This window comes from Cupriavidus sp. H18C2, from assembly GCF_049393795.1.
GTDB classification, from domain to species: domain Bacteria; phylum Pseudomonadota; class Gammaproteobacteria; order Burkholderiales; family Burkholderiaceae; genus Cupriavidus; species Cupriavidus pauculus_C.
The window spans coordinates 2,108,089-2,126,925 of record NZ_CP186010.1 but is presented as its reverse complement, the minus strand read 5'-3'; the positions used below and the strand labels follow the sequence as shown (position 1 = coordinate 2,126,925).

Below are 18,837 nucleotides of genomic sequence, written 5' to 3'. Positions count from 1 at the left end.
TTCAAGGGCAGAACGCCGTTGCGGCAAACGTCTGGCGCAGCAGCGCCAGCAGCGCACGGGGGCGTTGCGGGATGTAGAAATGGCCGCCCGCCAGTGCGGCGTGCGCGGGCGCCACGGCCAGCCAGTGGTGCCACGCCTCTACCTCGGCACGGCTGGCTTCGGGATCGTCGGTGCCGTGGATCAGCAGCGTGGCCGTGCGGACGGTATGGCAGGGGGCGCGTTCCCGCGCCACGTGATACCGCTCGGTGGCGGCAAAGTCGGCGCGCAGCATCGGCAGGAAGGCGCCCAGCAGCGCCGTGTCATGACGCAGGGCCGCGTTGCAGCCGCCGATGTCGATCAGGGCATCGACGAACGCGGCGTCGCCCAGATGGGCCAGCCGGCGCCGGCCGTGCAGATGCGGGGCGTGGCAGCCCGACAGCACCAGACCGGCGGGCGGCACGCCGTCCGCCTCCAGCCGCCGGCAGGTTTCGAACGCCACCTGCGCGCCCATGCTGTGGCCGGCCAGCAGCAGCGGCGCGCTGCACCTGTCGCTTGCGCGGACGATCTCGCGCGCCAGCGCGTCGGCCAGCGCCTCGACGGAGGTGGCCGGCGGCTCGCGCATGCGATGGTCGTGGCCCGGATAGACCGCCAGCGAGATCGCGATGCCGGCGTCGTCGAGCGACTGCCATGGGCGAAACGCGCCGGCGCTGGCGCCGGCAAACGGGCACATCACCAGCCACGGCGATGGCGCCGCGCCGCTGGGGCGCAACCACGGCGTCAGCATCGCGCTCATGGCGCATCCCGCTCGGCGGGCGTCCGCAGGACGCAGGGGTCGACGCGCGGCGGCGCGGGCAGCGACACCTCCCGTACCGGGCCGGCCGCCCGCTGGACCTGTTGCCAGAGCCGCGCCAACGCCAGCTGGCGCGCCGGGTGCAGGCTGTCGGGCACCTCGGCGCCATCAATGGCCGCGGCAGCCAGGCGCAGCAGCCGTGCCACGCCCTGCGGCGCCTCGTGGGCCATGGCGGACAGCCATGTGGGGGGCGGCCGGTGCAGCGTGGCCGACACCGGCAACGACAGCCCCGGATCGGCATCGCCATGGCCAAACCAGCCGCCCTGTGCCTGGCGATGGCCCGCCAGTGCCAGCGCTGGCGTCCAGGAGACGGGGCCGTGCGTCGATTCCAGCGACAGGTAGCCCGATGGCCAGCCCAGGCACAGCCTGTGCATCGCCACGCTGTGCATGTCGGGATCGGCCGGGTCCAGATAGTGCTGCAACTGCAGCAGCACGTCGGTGTCTGGCGTCCGCAGCCACAGGGCCCGAAACGCGGCGTCCGTGCGCTCGCCGCCATCGGCGGCCAGCGTCACGGCAACCGCATCCGGCATGACATCCGCCGCCTGTGTCAGCAAGTCCAGCCCCGAGTAGAGCAACTGCCGGCTCATCGTGGCCTGGGCCACGCAGGGCGGCACGCCGCCCACGGCATGGCGCACGCGGCGGGCCAGGTTGATCCACGCGCGCCCGGCCGCCGTGTGCGGGTAAAGCGTGTTGACCCAGTAGAGCCGTCCCGCCCGCGCGGCGGCGTCCTGCAGGCGCTGCACTTCGCCCGGATGGAGCGGATGCTCCTGGATGACATGGAGACCGCGTTCGAGCAGCGTCTGGGCCAGCACGGTGCCGTCGCCCCCCATGGCGCCGCCGCGCACGACCACGCACGCCAGATCCAGGTCGCGCGGCAACTGGGCCACGTCCGTGTACAGCGGCACGCCGTGGGCGTGTGCCAGGTGCCGCGCCCGCTGGCTGCCATGCGCGAGCAGTCCCGCCAGCACCAGCGGGCGCGCCGCGACGATTCCTTCCAGGAAGGCGTTCAGGTACACCTCGCCGAAGCGCGCGCCGGCCACGAGAACCCGTATCGCCTGCGTCATGGCCGACCTCCCGCGTCGCCGTGGGATGCGGCGTGCCACGCCCACCAGCGGTCCGCCACGGCGCCGGCCGCATCGCCCGCCAGCAATGCCCAGTGCCCGGCATCCAGCGTGGCCTGTTCCACCTGCGGATGTGCCCCGGCGCTCCACGCCCCCCAGTCATCGTCCGCGGGCCGCCAGTGTGGCGGCCGCTGCGCCGCGTCGATGCGCAGGCAGGGAATGGGCAGCGGCGCGGGCAGCGGCGCGCGCGCCAGCAGGTCGAGCAGGTGGGCCACCTGCTCCAGTTGCGTGGCGTCCATGCCGCCCGTCGTCGGCTGCCGTGCCAGGAACCAGCCGGTCTGGGCCGATGGGTCCCAGCCGTCGAATCCTTCGGGCGGCGCCAGCGTTGCCGGGCCGCCTTCGCACAGCAGGCGGATCAATGCGCCACGGTCGGCGCACGCGAAATCGGCGCGGCAGACCGGGTCCAGCAGGACCAGTCGCACCGGCTCGCCCGACTCGAACAGGCAACGCGCCGCCTCGGCAGCCAGGAAACACCCGTAGGACCAGCCGAGCAAGCAGTAGGGGCCGTGTGGCCGCACCCGGCGCAGCGTGTCGGCGTGCCGCCGGGCCAGAGCGCCGAGTGTGGCGACGGCCAGCGCGCCGTCGGCCGGCAGGCCATGGACGGCGCAGTCCATCGCGCGTGCCAGCGGCAGGTACGCCGCGACACCGCCGTCGGACGCATGGATCGCAAACACCTCGGCCGGGCGGGTGCCCCGCGCCAGCGGGACGGTACCCGCGCATGCGGGGTCCTGGCAGGGCCGGTCTCCGTCGATGACCGCGGCCTCAAGCGCCGCGCAGAAGGCGGCCAGCTGCGGATGCGCGAAGATCGCCTGCAAGCTGGCCTCGCCCATGCCGAGCTGGTGCAGTTGCGCGATCATCCGCGTGGCGATCAGGCTGTCGCCGCCGGCCCGGAAGAAGTCGGTATCCGCTTCGACCGGCCGGCCCAGCAGGTTCTGCCATACCGCGCCAATCGCCGCGCGCCGCTGCGGATCGCACGCGGGCTGCGCCAGCCCCCCGGCGTCCGGGGCCGTGACCGTGGCCTCGGCGCCTGTCACTTGCGGCAGGCGTTCGCACTGGCGCCAGCACAGCGGGGGGGCATCGGGCCAGCGGGCCTTCAGGTACCGGTCCAGCGCGGCGGCGTCGAGCCGGCCCGTTTCGCCGGCCTGGGCGACGATCAGGTGCTGGCGCCAGTCGTCGCCGGGCGGCCATGTCAGCACCGTGCTGAAGCCGGCGGCGTCAAGCACGCTGCGCCATGTGGGCAGCGCCAGCATCGGCTGGCCATCGTCGGCCCGCGCGTCGTCGAAGCCGGCCAGCGCTTCCATGAAGCCGACGCTGGCCAGTTGCAGGTAGCTGTGGCGCGCGGTGGCTTCGATCAACACCAGGTGGCCGCCCGCCCGCAGCAACCGGCGCAGGCGCGCCAGGCTGCGCGGGATGTCGCAGGCATCGTGCAGGGCTTGCGCGACGACGATCACGTCGTATCCGTCGGCCGGGTGCGCGTCGAAGTCGACCGGCCGGTTCAGGTCGAACAGGCCGTACTCCATGGGCGCGCCATGGCCGAAGCGGTCTCGCGCCGCATCGAGGAACCACGGCGAGACGTCCGTGAACCGGTAGAGCGCAAGGCCCCGGGGCAGCCCTTGCAGCGCGGTCAGCACGGCCTCGGTGGTGGCGCCGGTGCCGGCACCCGCCTCCAGCACGCGCAGGCCCGTGTGCGACGCCTGGGCCAACTGCGCGATGACGGCACCGGCCGAGGCGTTGAGCGCGGCCGCCACGGGATTGTCGCGATAGAACGCGCGCGCCACGTCCAGGCCGTCGTCATGGCCGAACATCAGCGCCAGCGCCGACTGGCGGCCCTGGATCAGCGCGTCGTGCTGCGCCACGCAGTCCTCGACGTAGCGGGCGAGCGTGCCAAGCCACGGTGCCGGGGCGCCGGGCAGCGGGTCGGCCCCCGGCGCCGGCAGGTCCGTCGCGCGGTATTGCGCGCCATCCCGGTCCAGGCAGCCATCCGCATGCAGCCGCGCCAGCCATTGGCACAGCAGTTGGCTGGTGCGCGGCGTGGCCGCCAGCGCATGCGCCACCTCCGTGGCGCTGTGGCCGTCGCCGGTTCGCGCAAACAGGCCGTGCCGCCGCAGCGTGGCGACGATGCCATCGCGCGCGCGCTGCTCCAGCCACTGCCAGGCATTGTCGAAAGCGGCCTGCGTGGTGTCGTCCAGTTGCGGCAGGCCGGCCGAGGCCAGCAGCGTCGGCGCGGCGCTGGCTGCAACGCCGCATGCCGGCTCGTGGGTGACGATCCATGCTTCCATGCCCTGGCCGTCGGGCGCCGGCCGCAAGGCCGCGTGGCGAACGGCGGGATGCCGCCGCAGCCAGGCTTCCAGCGTCCCGGCATCGACGTCGGCGGGCCAGTGCGGCGGCGCCGCCACGGCCGGATGCGGGTCCAGCCGTGGCGCCGGCAGGTCGGGCGCGGCGCGCATGCGGGCCGGCCTGTCGGCGATGGCTTCCAGCGTATCGCGGAACGCGCCGAACAGCTCGGCCGCCACGCCGGGCGCCAGCACATCGTCCATGCAGTACCAGTGGCAGACCAGTTCCCCGTTCACTTCCATGACCTGATGGTCGATCCATACCTGCGGGGTTTGCGTGAACACATGAACGGGCTCGCCAAGCAGCCGTGTCAGCGCCCGTTCGATCGGCTGGCCGTCCAGCGTCATGCCCAGCATGCTCGTGAACACCACCGGCATGGCGGGGCCGCGGTGCGCGCCGTCGTCGGCGCCATGCTCGCGCGTATAGAGGCGCAGCACCTCGACGCCGTTGACGCGCGCGTGCGCCAGGCGGTCCCAGAGCGTTGCCTGGACTGCGTGCAGCACCTCGCGCAGCGGCGTGTCGGCCTCGATGTCGAAGTCGACCAGCATGACGGAGGTGAAATCCCCGATCAGGCGGTTGACGTCCGGATGCAACGGCTGCCGGTTGAAGAACGTCAGGTTCAGCGTGAATGCCGGCTGGCGGCACGCGCGGGCCAGCACCTGGGCGAACACGGCCAGGATGCCGGCAGAAGGCGTGATGCCCCACGTACGCCAGAGCGTGCGCAGCCGGGCCCAGCGTGTGGCGTCGAGCGTCATCTGGCGCGTGGTCACATGGGGCGCCGCAGCCGGTGCGGTGGCGGCAAGCGGCAAGGGCGGCGCCGGCGGCAGGTGCTGGACGACGCCGCGCCAGTACCGCCATGCGGTGCGCCATTCGGCGGTGCCGCGCTGGGCCTGTTCGGCCATCACGTAGTCGCGGAACGTGATGGCGGGCGCGGGCCGCGCCGCGCCGGCGTAGGCGGCGGCCAGATCGTCCATCATGACCTTCAGGCTCTGCACGTCGAACTGCAGCAGGTCGAGGTTCATGTGCAGGCGCAGCCGTCCCCCATTCAGGCGCGACGCGCAGACTTCGAACAGCGGCCACCTGTGCGCGGGCGGGACGGCGGCGGCCAGCCGCGCGCGCGTTTCCAGCAGGCGTCGCGCCACATCGTCGGGAGGCAGGCCCCGCAGCGACGCCACCGCGATGCGGTAGCGCGGCACGTCGGGCAGCACGCGTTGCATGCCGTCGTCGCCGATCACCATGCGCAGCATGTCGTGCTGCGCGACCAGCGCGTTCCAGGCGTCTTCGAAACGCGTCAGGTCGAAGCCGCCCGCGTCCGCGTCGGTGGTGGCCAGATCCCATTCGAACAGCACGTGACAGGCCACGCCGCCGTGCGCGATCAGGTGCGTGCGGCCCAGCCAGTAGGCATGCTGGATCGGCGTGAGGGGGAACGGGTCGTGCCGGCCGGCAAGGTCGCTGACGATCTGGGCCGGCGCGGTGTCCGCTGCCGTGTGCGCCGCCGGGGGCTGCGCGCCGTCCGCCCGGCCGGGCGCCAGCGCCTGCGCGAGCAGGCCGGCCAGTCCGCGCAGCGTCATGTCGCGGTAAGCCTGCGCGGCGTCGAGGCGCGCCCCGGTGGCACGCTGGACGGCACTGTTCAGTTCAAGAAACTGCAGCGAATCCAGCCCGAGCTGAAGCAGGTCCTGCCTGGCGTCCATGCGGGCGGGATCGTCCATGCGCAGCTGCATGGCGATGCGGTGCCGCAGCCAGTCCTCGATGGCCGCCTGGTCGTCCGCCGGCACGCCGCCAAGCCGTAATGGTGCGTCGGCCGGGGCGGACGCCGCCGTCGGCCTGCCGCCGTCATCGGCAACTGCCTGTGCAACGCCGCCCGCCAGCCGCATGGCAAGGTGCAGCGGCGCGCCGCGCGTGACCGCCTGGTCGAGATGCCAGAGCCCCTCGGCAGTGGACAGGCTGCCCATGCCTGCTGCTTTCAGTCGCGCCAGCATGGCAGGGTCCGCCGCGCGTCCCGCGCCGGCCCACGCGCCCCAGGCGATCGACACGACCACCATGCCGCCCGCCCTGGCGCGCAGGGCCAGCCCGTCCAGATAGCCGCTGGCCAGCGCGTGCGCGCCCTGGCCGGGCGAACCCAGCGTGGCCGCGGCCGACGAGTACAGCAGCACGTAGCGCGCCCCGGCATCGGCCAGTGCGGCCAGCAGCGCTTCGGCACCGCCCGCCTTGACGTCGACGACATCGGCAAGGCGTTCGGCCGTCAGGTTGGCCAGCGGGGTGTCGTCGAGCTTGCCGGCCGCATGGATCGCGCCGGCCACGCCGCCGTCCGCCGCCAGCAAGGCGATCTGGCGCGCCACCTGCGCCGCGTCGGCCATGTCGCACGGCACCCAGCGCACGTGGCAGCGATGGTCGGTGGCCATCAATGCGCGCCATGTGGCGCCATCGTCGGGTTCGCGTGGCGCCAGGACGGCAATGCGGCGGGCGCCATGCGCGGCCAGCCATGCGCAGGCGACGCGGCCCAGCCCGCCGAATCCGCCGGTGACGACGTGCCAGCCCGTGGCGTGCAGCCAGCCCGGGGCCGGCGGCGCGGCAAATTTCGTGGCCGGTGCCAGCGCCGGGCGATACGCGGCGGCACCGCGCACGGCAATCCAGCGTTCGCCGGCCGCGATGGCGGCAACGGCCACGTCATCGGCATCGGGCTGCGCGGATGGGGTGTCGCCATGCAGGTCGATCGCCGCCAGCATGCGGGCCGGCTGCTCCGCTGCCGCGACGCGCAGCAGTGCCCAGATGGCCTGATGCGCGGGCCACGGCGGCACAGGGCCGCCGACATCGTCGATGGTCCAGGCGTTGTGCGTGACGACGGCCAGCGGCCCTTGCGCCGGATCGGCCAGCGCGGCCAGCAGCGGCGCGGCCAGCGCGGGCAATTCGCTGGCCGGCACGTCGGCTGGCGCAATATGCAGCACCCGCCAGTCCGCCGGCCAGCCGGTGGACCCGCGCGCGTCGGCCCCGCCTTCGGGTGCCGGGGCTGCCGGAACGATCGCATGCCATGTGCGCGCGAACACCGTGTCGGGGGCCGGCATGGCCGCCGTGGCGGCAGCGACCGCGCCGGATCGCGCCAGCAGGACGTGCTCGCTCATCGTCGCATTGGGCATGTCGTCCGACGGCAGCCAGCGTGTCTGCGCAAAGCCGGCGTCCTGGCAGTGCGCCGCCCAGCGCGCCGTGTCCAGGAACAGTTCGCCGCCACGCGCCGCCTCGTCGTGCAGCGGCGCCACGAGAGGGCCGAACACGAAGTCGAACAGCCGCATCGGCTGCGTGATCTCGCGCATCAGCAGGTGGCCGCCCGGCGCCAGCAGGCCGTGCAGCATCGCCAGCGTTTGGCCCACGTGCTGCGTGGCGTGGATGACGTTCGCGGCGACGATCACGTCGAACTGGCCAGCCGCGAATCCCTGGGCGGCGGCATCCCGCTGGAGGTCGAACTCCCGGTAGTCGACGAAATCATGCTGCGCGAACCGCGCCTGGGCGCGCCGCGTAAAGACGGCCGAGATATCGGTGAAGGTGTAGCGCACGCCGGTGTGGCCGGCCAGCGCCTGGAGCAGCAGGGTCGTGGTGCCGCCGGTGCCGGCCCCCACCTCCAGCACGCGCAGCGGCTGGCCCGGTGGCCGGGCCCGCGCCAGGCCATCGAGCGTGGCGGCGGCGATCTCGTTGAAATAGCGGCCAAAGCTGAAATCCCGGTACAGGACTTCCACGCCTTCCTCCGCGCCCTCGGGGAAGATGACCGCCACCGGGTCGACATCGCCCCGCATCATCGCGCAGAGCTGGCTGCCGCCCCGGGCGATGGTGTCGGCGATGACGTCCAGACCTTCGCAACAGCCGCGCAGCGTCGCCAGCAGCGCCGGCAATTCGCCATGGCGCGCGCCAGCGGCCGTGCGGTAGCGGCCCTCGGCATCGCACTGGTAGACGCCGTCTTCCACGCAGCCGCGCAGCAGGCGCGCCAGCAGTTGCCGGTGGCGGGGCAGCAGTCCGCCGCGTTGCAGTACCTCAAGCATGGTGACGCCCGCATCAATGGCGTCGCCGACGCACTGCCGCACCATCGTGTCGACGTAGATGCCATGCAGCGCCGTCGCGCACCGGTTCAGCCGGGACAGCCGGTCGAGGTCCAGTGCCGCGGCGCCCGACACCGCCGCGCGCAACCCGGCGGCCAGCGCGGCGTCGGTGGCGGCGTGGGTTGCGGCTTGGGTAGCGGCGTTACCGGCATCACCGGCGGCGGAAGGCGCGGCGGCGGCCGGCCCGGTGCTCATGGCCGAGGCAGCGCCCTCCGGCCAGTAGCGTGCGGTATCGAACGGGTAGAGCGGGGCGGCCACCCGGGGCGCGTCACACGGCAGGCAGCGCTGCCAGGGCAACGCCGCGCCAGCCGCGTAGAGCCGGCACAGCGCCTCGCGCAGCGTAGCCGTGCCGGGCTGGTTCCGCCGCGCACTGGCAATCCAGTGTCGCGCGTTGCGCGGGCCGGCGCCACGCGACGCGCCGCCATCGGCCGTCATGGCCGCCTGGCTCATGCCGGTCAGCGGCGCATCGGGACTCAGTTCCAGGCAGATGGCCACATCGTCGTCCAGCGCCCCGGCCAGTGCCTGGCGGTAGTGCACCGGCTCGCGCACATGGCGGCGCCAGTAGTCGGACTGGTTCAGCATGGCGGCATCGATGGGAAGCGCCAGCAGCGTGGACCACAGGACGATGCCGTTGCCCGGTCCCGCGTGGACGCCCGCCGCGGCCTGGGCAAAGCGGTCGAGCATCGGATCGAGCCGCCGGGAATGGGCCGCGCCCGGCACGGCCAGGCGCGCATGGGCAACAGCGGCCCGCCGCAGCACCAGCGCCACGCGGTCGATGTCGTCGGCGTGGCCGCTCAGGACCACATGACGCGGGCCGTTCCAGGCCGCCACCTCGACGCCGCAGGCATCGGCCAGCGGCAACACGTCGGCGTCGGCGGCAAAGGCGGCCAGCATCGCGCCATCCCGCGCGTGATGCTGCATCAGGCGGCCGCGCGTCACCACCAGCGGCAGCAGGTCCTCAGGCTCGTAGTGGCCGGCCACGATGGCCGCCGCATACTCGCCGACAGAGTGCCCGAGCACGGCATCGGGCCGCAGCCCCAGCGACTGCCAATGCGCCGCCATGGCCAGCTCGAAGGCGACGATCGCAGGCTGGACGTAGGCCATGTCGCGCAGCGCCTCGGGATGCTCGCCGTCCATCACCGCGCGCAGCGGCAGCGCAAGCTGGGCATCGCAGGCGGCGCAGCAGCGGTCAAGCATCTGCGCGAATGCCGCGCTGTGCCGCGCCATCGCTACGCTCATGCCCGGCCACTGGGTGCCCTGGCCGCCGAACAGCCAGAGCTGGCGCCCGCGGCCGTGGCCCGTGTGTACTGCCACGTCGGTGCCGCCGCTGGCAAAGACCTCCAGGGCGGGCAGCGCCTCGGCGTCCATCGCCAGCGCCAGCCGGTGGTCAAGGTCGAGCGCGCGGCCGTGCAGGGCCGTGGCCGCCAGCCCGCTGGCGGGCGCACCCGATCGCCACGCCTGCGCGTAGGCGCCAGCCAGCCCGCGCAACGCCGCCGCGCTGGCCGCGCTGAGCAGCAGCACAGGGGCGGCGGCGTCATCCACCGCTCCGGCGCTGGCCGGGGCCGAATTTGAATCTGAATCCGGGGCCGATTGCACGATGACATGGCAGTTGGTCCCCCCCAGGCCGAACGCCGACACGCCGGCGGTGCGTACCGCGCGGGGCCACGGCATGGCGGCGGTGGCTGCGGCCAGCGGCGAATCGTCCGCGTCCAGTGCCGGGATCGGCTGCTCGCAGTGCAGCGTCGGGGGGATGGTGCCGTGATGCACGGCGAGCACGGTCTTGATCAGGCCGGCAATGCCGGCGGCGGTATCCAGGTGCCCGATGTTGCCCTTGACGGCGCCTACCAGGCAGCGCGGTGCGCCGGGGCTGCGGCCGGCCAGCGCCGCGCGCAGCCCTTCGATCTCGATAGGGTCGCCGAGCGGGGTGCCGGTGCCGTGGGCCTCGATCAGGTCCAGATCGTCGGGGCCGATGGCGGCCATCGCCATGGCGTCGCGCACGACGTCTTGTTGCCCGGCCACCGACGGCGCCGTGAATCCCGCCTTCCGGTGGCCGTCGTTGTTGACCGCGCTGCCCCGGACGATGGCCAGTACCCGGTCGCCATCGGCCATCGCGTCGGCCAGCCGCCGCAGCACCACCACGCCCACGCCGTGGCCGGCGAAGGTGCCTTGCGCGCGGGTGTCGAACGGGCGGCAGCGGCCGTCCGGCGAGAAGATCATGCCCGGCTGGTAGAGGTAGCCCTGCTGTTGGGGGAATGACACCGCCACGCCGCCGGCCAGCGCCATGTCGCATTCGCCGACCCGCAGGCTCTCGCAGGCCACGTGTACCGCCACCAGTGAACTGGAGCAGGCGGTCTGGATCGTCAGCGCCGGCCCGGTCAGCCCCAGCTTGTAGGCGGCCCGCGTGGCAAGGTAGTCCTTGTCGTTGCCCAGCAGCGCCTGCATGCCGCGCACTTGCGAGGGACCGAGCGTTCGGAACGCATCGAGTCCCGGATACGTGCTGAGGCGGCAGGCCGCGAACACGCCGGTGCGCGGCACGGCGTGGCGCGGCGCATGCCCCGCGTGCTCCAGCGCATGCCAGCCGGCCTGCAGGAACAGGCGCTGCTGCGGGTCCAGCGCCTCGGCATCGGCCCGTGCATAGCCGAACAGCGCGGCGTCGAACTGGTCCGCATCGTCAATCGGCGCCGCCACGGGCACGTACAGCGGATCGCCCGCCACGGCGTCCGGCACGCCGGCGGCGCGCAGCGTTGCGCGGTCGAACCTGCGGCTGCAGTCGATGCCGTCGCACAGGTTGCGCCAGAACGCGTCGGCGTCGGGGGCGGCCGGGAACCGGCAGGACAGGCCGATGATGGCGATGGCGTCGTCGGGGGCGGGTGGGGCGGGGTGAGCAAGGCTCATGATCGGGTCTCCAGATCGGCGGGTGCGGCGCGGGACGGGCGCGCGGGGATCGGCCCAGCGGCCAGGGCCAGGGCAGGCGCCTGCAGGCGCGCGCCGAGCCGCAGCACCATCAGCAGGCTGGCCGTGGCCAGTGCCGCCAGCAGGGCCAGCGTGGTGCGGTAGCCGGTGACGCCGGCCAGTTGCAGCGTGCCCAGCGACACGCCGATGGCCACGGCCGCGTCGATGGACTGGAACAGCGCGTAGTCGGCGGCCGGACGCGCGGGGCGCACGTAATCCATCAGCATCCGGTAGACCTGCACGAACGCGGCAGCGGCCGCAAGGCTCGTGGCGCCGATCAGGCGCTGCCAGCCGCCAGCGTCCAGCACGGGCTGCAGCAGGCAGGCCAGCGCCAGTAGCACGGCATGGCTGGACAGGATGGCCAGCAGCGCCGGCACCGGCCGCACGTGCCGCGCGATCCAGCCGCCCGCCACCACGCCGAGCGCGCTGCCGCCGGTGCCGTACACGGCCAGCGCCGCACCGGCTTCGGCCAGCGACAGGCCCGCGTCCATCAGCAGCGGCGCCTCCAGCGCCATCATTCCGCGCATGGCGGGGTAGGCCACGGCAGCCAGGCACAGCCCCGGCCAGAGCGTTCCCGAGGGGCCGGCGACGGCCGGCCGCGCGGCGTCGCGCGCGGGCGTGGCGGGCAGTGGCCGGCTGAAGCGCCACGGCAACCAGAGCAGCAGCAGCGACACCACGGCCAGCGCCGACATCGCCCATGCCCAGCCGCCGGCCTGCGCCACGGCCAGGAACAGCGGCGGACAGCAAGCCAGTCCGACATAACTGCCGCCCACCTGTGCCATGTTGGCCGCGGGGCGCGTCCTGGCGTCGGTCGTGCCGATGACGATGCCGTCGGCAAAGATGTCGTGCGTGGCCGACAGCAGCGCCAGCCACAGCAGTGCCGCCACGATCAGCCATGGCGCATCGGTCGGCAGCAGCCAGCCCGTGGCCAGCAGCACCAGCGCCATCGCCAGCTGGGTCACCGCCAGGCTGCCCAGGTAGCGATTGCCGCGCGCGGCCAACGCATGGCGCTCCGCCCACGGGGCCCACATGGCCTTGAACACCCACGGCAGCATGGCAAGCGACAGGTAGCTCAGCGCGGCCAGGCTCCAGCCCTGCTCGCGGAACCATGCGCCCACCCCGCGCGCGATCAGGGCCGTGACCATGCCCTGGTGGATGTAGAAACACCAGAACGGCAGGCAGTGACGCGGCGCGGGCGCCATATGCGCGCGGCCCGTCATGGCGTGTCTCCGTCGCTGCCCGCCCGGCGCGCGCGCTGCGCGTGCCGCAGCCGGCGCCGGGCGTCCGCATCGGGCGATGGCGTGGCGCTGGCCGCGCCCCCGGCCAGATGGATGCCCAGTGCGCGCGGCGTGGGGTACGCGAACAGGTCGGTCACGGCCAGCGCGTGGCCGGCCTGTACCAGCCGCGCGTGTATCTGCACCAGTTGCAGCGAACTGGCGCCGGCATCGAAGAAATTCTCGTCGGGGTCCACGGGCTGGCCCACCACATCCTGGAAGACCGACTGCACCCGTCTGAGCAGGACCGGCGCCTGGGCATCGTCGGCGGGCGCTGCGGCGGCAGGCGGCGGCCCGGACGCCGGCGGCGCGTCCGGCGCAAGTGGCACGGCGCGCGGCGCCAGCGCGTCCAGCGGCAGCAACCAGGCTGCGCCATGGTCGTCCGGGTCGGCAAGGCGGCGCAGCAGCGCGCAGTACTGGTCGAACATCGCATCGAGGTCGTCCGGCGCAAAGAGCGCCTGCACGGCGTCCCAGTTGAAGCAGAGGTCGCCGTCCGATTCGTAGACCTGGTGATCGAGCCAGACCTGTGGCGTCTGCGAGAGACCCCAGACCGGCCGTAGCCACGTGTCGTGATGCAGGAAGCGCCCGTTGTCGAACCCCAGCGCGCTCGTGAACACCACCGGCATCGCCGTGCTGGCGGCGCCGTCGCGGCGCGCCATGTCGCGCATCACGCGGATGGCCGGATAGTCGCGGTGCGTGAGGTCATGCCACAGCCGTTGCTGCAGGTGCTGTGCGGTGTCGCGCAAGGTGTCGTGCGGCGTCCACGCCAGCAGCAGCAGCGACGTGAAATCGCCCAGTACCCGCTCGACGTGCGGGTGAACCGGCGGGCGGTCGAACAGCGTCAGGTTCAGCGTCAGCGCCGCGCGCGTGCTCCAGGCCGACAGCACCGTGCCGAACGCGGTCAGCAGCAGCGCGGACGGCGTCACGCGCAGCGGTGCGGCACGCGCGCGCAGCCGTTGCCAGTCCGGTGCCGCCAGCCGCCCTGACCGGCGCACGAAGCGGGGCCGGCCAATTTGCGCCGGATCGGCCGCGAGCTTCAGCGCAGGCGGCGCGGGCAGCGTGGCGATGCGATCTCGCCAGTATCGGACGGCCGCCTCGCCGGGCGCGGCGCGCATGGCGCGGCGGCAGGCGCCGTAGTGGGTGTCGATGGTGGGCAGCGTGAGGCCGGGGTCCGCATACAGGTCCTCCAGCTCGGCCAGCAGGATCTGCATGCTGAGTCCGTCCAGCATCAGGTTGTCCAGGAGCAGGTACAGGCGAGCGGGGCCGTGGCCGTCGATCCTGCCGAGCTGGAGGTCGAAGACCGGCCACCTGCTCGGGTCCAGCACCTGCTGCGACAGGCGCGAGCGCAGGACCAGGCCGTCGCCATCGTCGAAGCTGGACAGGCGGTGCGTGGGGATGTCGAAACGGGGCACCACCGGCAACACGTGCAGTTGGCCGTCGCGCACCACGGCGCGCAGCATGTCGTGCCGGACGACCAGCGTGTTCCAGGCCGTCTGCAGCCGCGCGATGTCGGGCGCATCGATCTCGAACTCGACAAAGAAATGCGCGCCGACGCCGCCGAGCGCGAAGCCCGGCTGGCGGCCCGCCAGATAAGCCTGCTGGACGTCTGTGAGCGGCAGGAGGCCGGCGGCATCGGGTGCGCAGGAAGGGGTGTCACCTGCCCCGTCACCGGGGTGGCGTGTGTCGCGCGTCAGGGTGGCGGCGAATCCGGCCAGCGTCGGCGCGGCGAACAGGTCGCCAAGCTCGGCATGGTAGCCGCGCCGTGCCAGCTCGCCGATCAGCCGGGTGGCCAGCAGGCTGTCGCCGCCGGCTTCGAAGAAATGACTGTCGCGGCGCGGGGTGGCAAGACGCAGCGACTGCTGCCACAACGCGGCGAGCACGCACTCGGCATCGCCGCTGGGCGGCTCGCCCGCCACCGGTCCGTCGGCGGCGGCTGGCTCCGGTGCCGCAAGCGCGGCCAGCGCGGCGTGATCGACCTTGCCGTTGGCCGTCAGCGGCAGCGCATCGAGCCAGAGCACACGGTGCGGCACCATGTAGGCGGGCAGCACGTCGATCAGCCGCTCGCGCAGTCCGTCGGCATGGGGACGGTGCGCCACGCCGGGCAGGGGCAACGCGAAGCTTGCCAGTCCACCGAAGCTGTTGGCGTGCGCGCACGGCATGGACATCGCGGCAAAGGTCTCCCGCCATGCCGAAGCCGGCCGGACAGCGCCCTCGCGGAACAACGCCGCGGTCACCAGCCCGACGGCTGGCATGGCCTCCAGCTCCAGTACCTGTAGCCAGCCGCCCGGCGCGCCAAGCCGCGACGCCAGCCGCAGCGTGCCGGACCACGCATCGTCGGGCAGGCGGTGCAGGACGTTGTTCAGCAGCACCACATCGGCATGATGCCAATGCTCGGGCGCCTGCGTGAGGGTGGCGAACGCCAAGGGCGTGGCGTGCGCGGCGCCCGCCAGCCGCTCGCGCTGGCGCGCCACCATGGCGGGCGACGGATCGGACAGCCGGTACGTTACCTGCCCGGGTGTCAGCCGGGCCAGCAGGGCTTCGGCAAACCGGCCGCTGCGGGCGTAGGGCTCCGCCACGCGCAGTGGCCGGCCCAGCCGTTGCGCCAGCCGCGCGATGACACTGGCGAGTGCGTCAAGCGCCGGCCCGGCCCCGGCGTGCGCCAGTTGCATGGCATCGGGGGCCAGCGTCGGGTGATCGAGCAGCGCCAGGGGCGACTGCCGGCCCGCCAGGATGGCGTCGAGCCATGGATGGTGGTCGGCCGGCAGGGCTGGCGTAGCACCGGGATCGCGGGTCGGCAACGCGGGCCGGTGCGGGGCCGGCAGATATCGGCCGCCGGCATCGCGCTGCAATTGGCCCGCTTCGCACAGCCAGTCCAGCCAGCGTGCCACCACGGGGCCGAATGCGGGCTGCGCGCCGCATGCCGCAATGCAGGCGTCGACGTCGATGCCCGCGGCATCGGCGGCTCCGGGCGTCGCGAAGTCGATGCCGTGTCGCGCCAGGTGGGCGAGCAGGAACGCGGCCACTGCGCCGTCGTCGTCGGCAGGGCGGGCGGGTGCCGTGGCCGGCGCCGCAGCCGTGTCGAACAGTGCGGCGATGTCGTCGGGCATGGCCGGATCGGGCGCCACGGTCTGGCCGAGCGTGGCGACATCGGCCACCACGCACGCGACAAGACGGTGGTCGCGCGTGCCGGTGGCCAGGGTGACGGCCTGCCGCACGCCCGGGATCGCCAGCAGCGCCGCGTCGATCTCGCCCAGCTCCACGCGATGGCCGCCCAGCTTGACCTGCCGGTCGCGCCGGCCCAGGAACTCCAGCGTGCCGTCGGGCCAATGGCAGCCCAGGTCGCCGGTCCGGTACCAGCGGGTGCCGTCGGCCTCGACGAATTTTTCCGCGGTGCGCGCGGGGTCGTCCAGGTAACCGAGCGCCACGCCCGCGCCGCCGATCCACAGTTCCCCCGGCACCCAGTCCGGGCAGTCGCGTCCATCGGCACCGACCACGCGGTACATCTGGTTGGCCAGCGGCCGGCCGTACGGGATGGAGCGCCATTGGGCGGGCAGCGGCCCGGCCACCTCGTGGACGTTGGACCAGATCGACGCCTCGGTGGCGCCGCCCATGGCCACCAGCAGCGCGCCGGGGCGCAGGCGCTGGAACCGGCCGGGCAGGTCCAGCCCGATCCAGTCGCCGGACAGCATCGCCAGGCGCAGCGCGGCCGGTGCGCGGCTGCCGGTGCCCTCGGCGTAGGTCAGCAGCATGTCGAACAGCGCCGGCACCGAATTCCACAGCGTGATGCGATGCTGCGCGATGGCATCGCACCAGGCGGCCGGGTCGCGCCGGTGGCGCTCGTCCACCAGCACCAGCGTGCCACCCGCGCCGAGCACGCCGAAGATGTCGTACACGGACAGGTCGAAGTGGAGCGCGGAAAGCCCCAGCACGCGGTCCGCCGGGCCGACGCCGTAGCGGCGGTTCAGGTCCGCGCAGGTATTGGCGGCGCCCGCATGGGAGATCACGACGCCCTTGGGCGTGCCGGTGGACCCGCTGGTGAAGACGATGTAGGCCGGATCGGCCGGACTGCGCGGTTCGGCAGGCGTGTACGGCACGCCGCGCACGACCGCCTGCCATGTCAGCATCTCCGGCGCCCGTCCGGCATCGCTGGCGGCGCCGTCCGTGCCTTCCGTGCCGGTAGCGGTTGCCGTTGCCGTCGCACACGTGAGCACGAGCCTGGCCCGGGCCTGGCGGCAGATTGCGTCGCGCCGGGCGCGCGGCTGGTCGGCGGCCACGGGCACGTAGACGGCGCCCGCTTGCAGGATGCCGAGCGCGGCCACCACCTGGCCCACGCCCTTTTCCATGCAGATGGCGACGGGGTCGCCCGCGCGCACGCCGCGCGCGTGCAGCGTGCCGGCCAGCCGCCTGGCCAGCAGCGCCAGATCGCCGTAGCGCAGGACATCGGCGCCGTGGATCAGGGCGATGGCATCCGGCTCCTGGTCAGCGCGGGCAAAGACCGCGTCATGCAGGCAGCCCGTGGGCATGGGCGCCGCCGTGTCGTTCACCGTGCGGCGTACCTCGAATTGATGCGCGGGCATGGGGTCGGGCAGCGGTCGCTGCCACGCGCTGGCGTCATCGCCGGCCAGTTGGCGCACCAGCCCGACGTAGGCGCCGAACAGCGTGTCGACCAGCCCCGGCGGAAACAGCGCGTCGTTGGCGTCCCACTGCAGCCGTGTCTGGCCGCCGTACTCGTATGCCAGGTGATCGATCCAGACCTGCGGGGTTTGCGAAATGCCCCACGCCGGCTCGCCGAGCAGGCGGTCCGGATCGTGCCCGAACAGCGGGTGGCCAAGGTTGCTCGTGAAGACGATGGGCGCGCCGTGCGGATGCCGGCCAGCCTTGCGCAGTTCGCGCTGCACCTCCACGCCCGACCAGTGCCTATGCTCCCAGGCCTCGGCAAAGGCGGCCTGGTTGGCGCGGGCCATCTGGTCGAACGGCGCGGTGCCGCCGTCCAGGTCGAGCAGCAGGATGTTGGTGAAGTCCGCCACCATGGCATCGACGGCCGGATGCAACGGCTCGCGGTCGAACAGCGTGAGATTGACCAGCGCGCGCGTCGCGCTGCTCCAGCGTGCCAGCACCGCGGCGAACAGCGTTGCCAGGGCCATGGTCGGCGTGACGCCGCGCGCCGCCGCGTGCGTGCGAAAACGTTGCCAGTCAACGGCATCGAGCGCCACGTGCCGCCGCGTCATCCGCACTGGCGCGCCGGGGCGCAGCGCGGCGCCGTCGGCCGCCAGCGGCAGGGCAGGCGCCGGCGGCAGCGCGGGCAGCCGCGCCAGCCACCATTCGCGTGCGCGCGCCCGGCTTTCCGCATGCACCACGTCGGCGTGATGCAGATAGCTGCGGAAGTCGTAACCATCCGCCAGCGGTGGCAGTGTCTGCCCGGCAACCAGCGTGGCCAGTTCCGTGAACAGCTGCGTGAAACTGGCCGCGTCCGCCACCAGCAGATCCAGGTTGACGTGGAGCCGATGGCGGCCTCCCGGCAACAACGTGAGCTGGAAGTCGAGAGTCTGGCCGCGCTCTACCGCCAGCACACGGTGCCCCAGCGCGTCGCGCAGCGCGCAGAGCCGCTGGGTGATGGTGTTGGCATCGGCGTCGCGCAGGTCGTGCACGGTCAGGTCGCGCCACGCCGGCTGCGGCAGCCGGCATTGCAGCCCTTCGCGCAGAAAGCGCACGCCGAGCATCGGATGCCGGGCCAGCAGCGTGCGGATGGCCGCCTCCAGTACCGCCGGCGCCAGGCCGTCGCCATCGAACTCCTGATACAGGTGGCAACCGACGCCGCCCAGCGGCTGCGATGGGTCCCGTCCGACCAGGTAGGCGTGCTGCACCGGCGTGAGCGCGAAGGGCGCCAGATCGTGCATCGTGGGCAGGGAATGGGTTTCAGGCAGGCGGGGGCCCGCCCGGGCTGGCGGGTCGCTCAGCAGCGCCCGCCAGCCGGCCAGCGTCGGCCGGCCGTAGAGGTCGCGCAGGCGCACGCTGTGGCCCCGGGCGCGCAGGCGGTTCAGCCAGGCCAACATCCGCATGGAATCCATGCCGAGTTCCAGCAGGCTGTCGTGCGCGCCGATCGCTGTCACGGGCAGGCGCAGGTCCGCGGCAAGCGCCTCAGGCAGCCAGTCCGGGCCGTCGGGCGCGGACGGGTCGGTCGGGGAAGTAGGGCCCGTGGGCGGCGTGGGCGGGAGTGCGGGCTGGGTCATGGCTGGCGATGG

General features: G+C 73.4%; 5 protein-coding genes. All 5 read right to left on the bottom strand.

The features are described 5' to 3' along the window. Position 1 precedes the first annotated feature (1 nt). From EPAKOI_RS09545 to EPAKOI_RS09525, 5 genes are read right to left on the bottom strand one after another with little or no spacing between them, the layout of a single operon-like run. Positions 2 to 772: a thioesterase II family protein gene (locus EPAKOI_RS09545; protein WP_423192092.1), complete on the bottom strand. Its 771-nt coding sequence runs from the start codon at positions 770 to 772 to the stop codon at positions 2 to 4. Then, positions 769 to 1,893, bottom strand: coding sequence for a Gfo/Idh/MocA family oxidoreductase (locus EPAKOI_RS09540; protein ID WP_313840024.1), 1,125 nt, complete (start codon positions 1,891 to 1,893; stop codon positions 769 to 771). The genes EPAKOI_RS09545 and EPAKOI_RS09540 overlap by 4 nt, the downstream gene beginning before the upstream one ends. After that, positions 1,890 to 11,264, bottom strand: a complete 9,375-nt coding sequence (locus tag EPAKOI_RS09535) for a beta-ketoacyl synthase N-terminal-like domain-containing protein (RefSeq protein WP_423192091.1) — start codon at positions 11,262 to 11,264, stop codon at positions 1,890 to 1,892. The genes EPAKOI_RS09540 and EPAKOI_RS09535 overlap by 4 nt, the downstream gene beginning before the upstream one ends. Beyond that, positions 11,261 to 12,541, bottom strand: coding sequence for an MFS transporter (locus tag EPAKOI_RS09530; RefSeq protein ID WP_423192090.1), 1,281 nt, complete (start codon positions 12,539 to 12,541; stop codon positions 11,261 to 11,263). Before EPAKOI_RS09530 ends, EPAKOI_RS09535 begins: the two co-directional genes overlap by 4 nt. Further along, complete coding sequence (locus EPAKOI_RS09525; RefSeq protein WP_423192089.1) at positions 12,538 to 18,825, bottom strand: amino acid adenylation domain-containing protein; 6,288 nt, start codon at positions 18,823 to 18,825, stop codon at positions 12,538 to 12,540. The genes EPAKOI_RS09530 and EPAKOI_RS09525 overlap by 4 nt, the downstream gene beginning before the upstream one ends. Between the last annotated feature and the right edge of the window lie 12 nt (positions 18,826 to 18,837).

Coding starts and splice junctions, on each gene's coding strand:
- EPAKOI_RS09545 (WP_423192092.1), bottom strand. CDS start 772: ATGAGCGCGATGCTGACGCCGTGGTTGCGCCCCAGCGGCGCGGCGCCA.
- EPAKOI_RS09540 (WP_313840024.1), bottom strand. CDS start 1,893: ATGACGCAGGCGATACGGGTTCTCGTGGCCGGCGCGCGCTTCGGCGAG.
- EPAKOI_RS09535 (WP_423192091.1), bottom strand. CDS start 11,264: ATGAGCCTTGCTCACCCCGCCCCACCCGCCCCCGACGACGCCATCGCC.
- EPAKOI_RS09530 (WP_423192090.1), bottom strand. CDS start 12,541: ATGACGGGCCGCGCGCATATGGCGCCCGCGCCGCGTCACTGCCTGCCG.
- EPAKOI_RS09525 (WP_423192089.1), bottom strand. CDS start 18,825: ATGACCCAGCCCGCACTCCCGCCCACGCCGCCCACGGGCCCTACTTCC.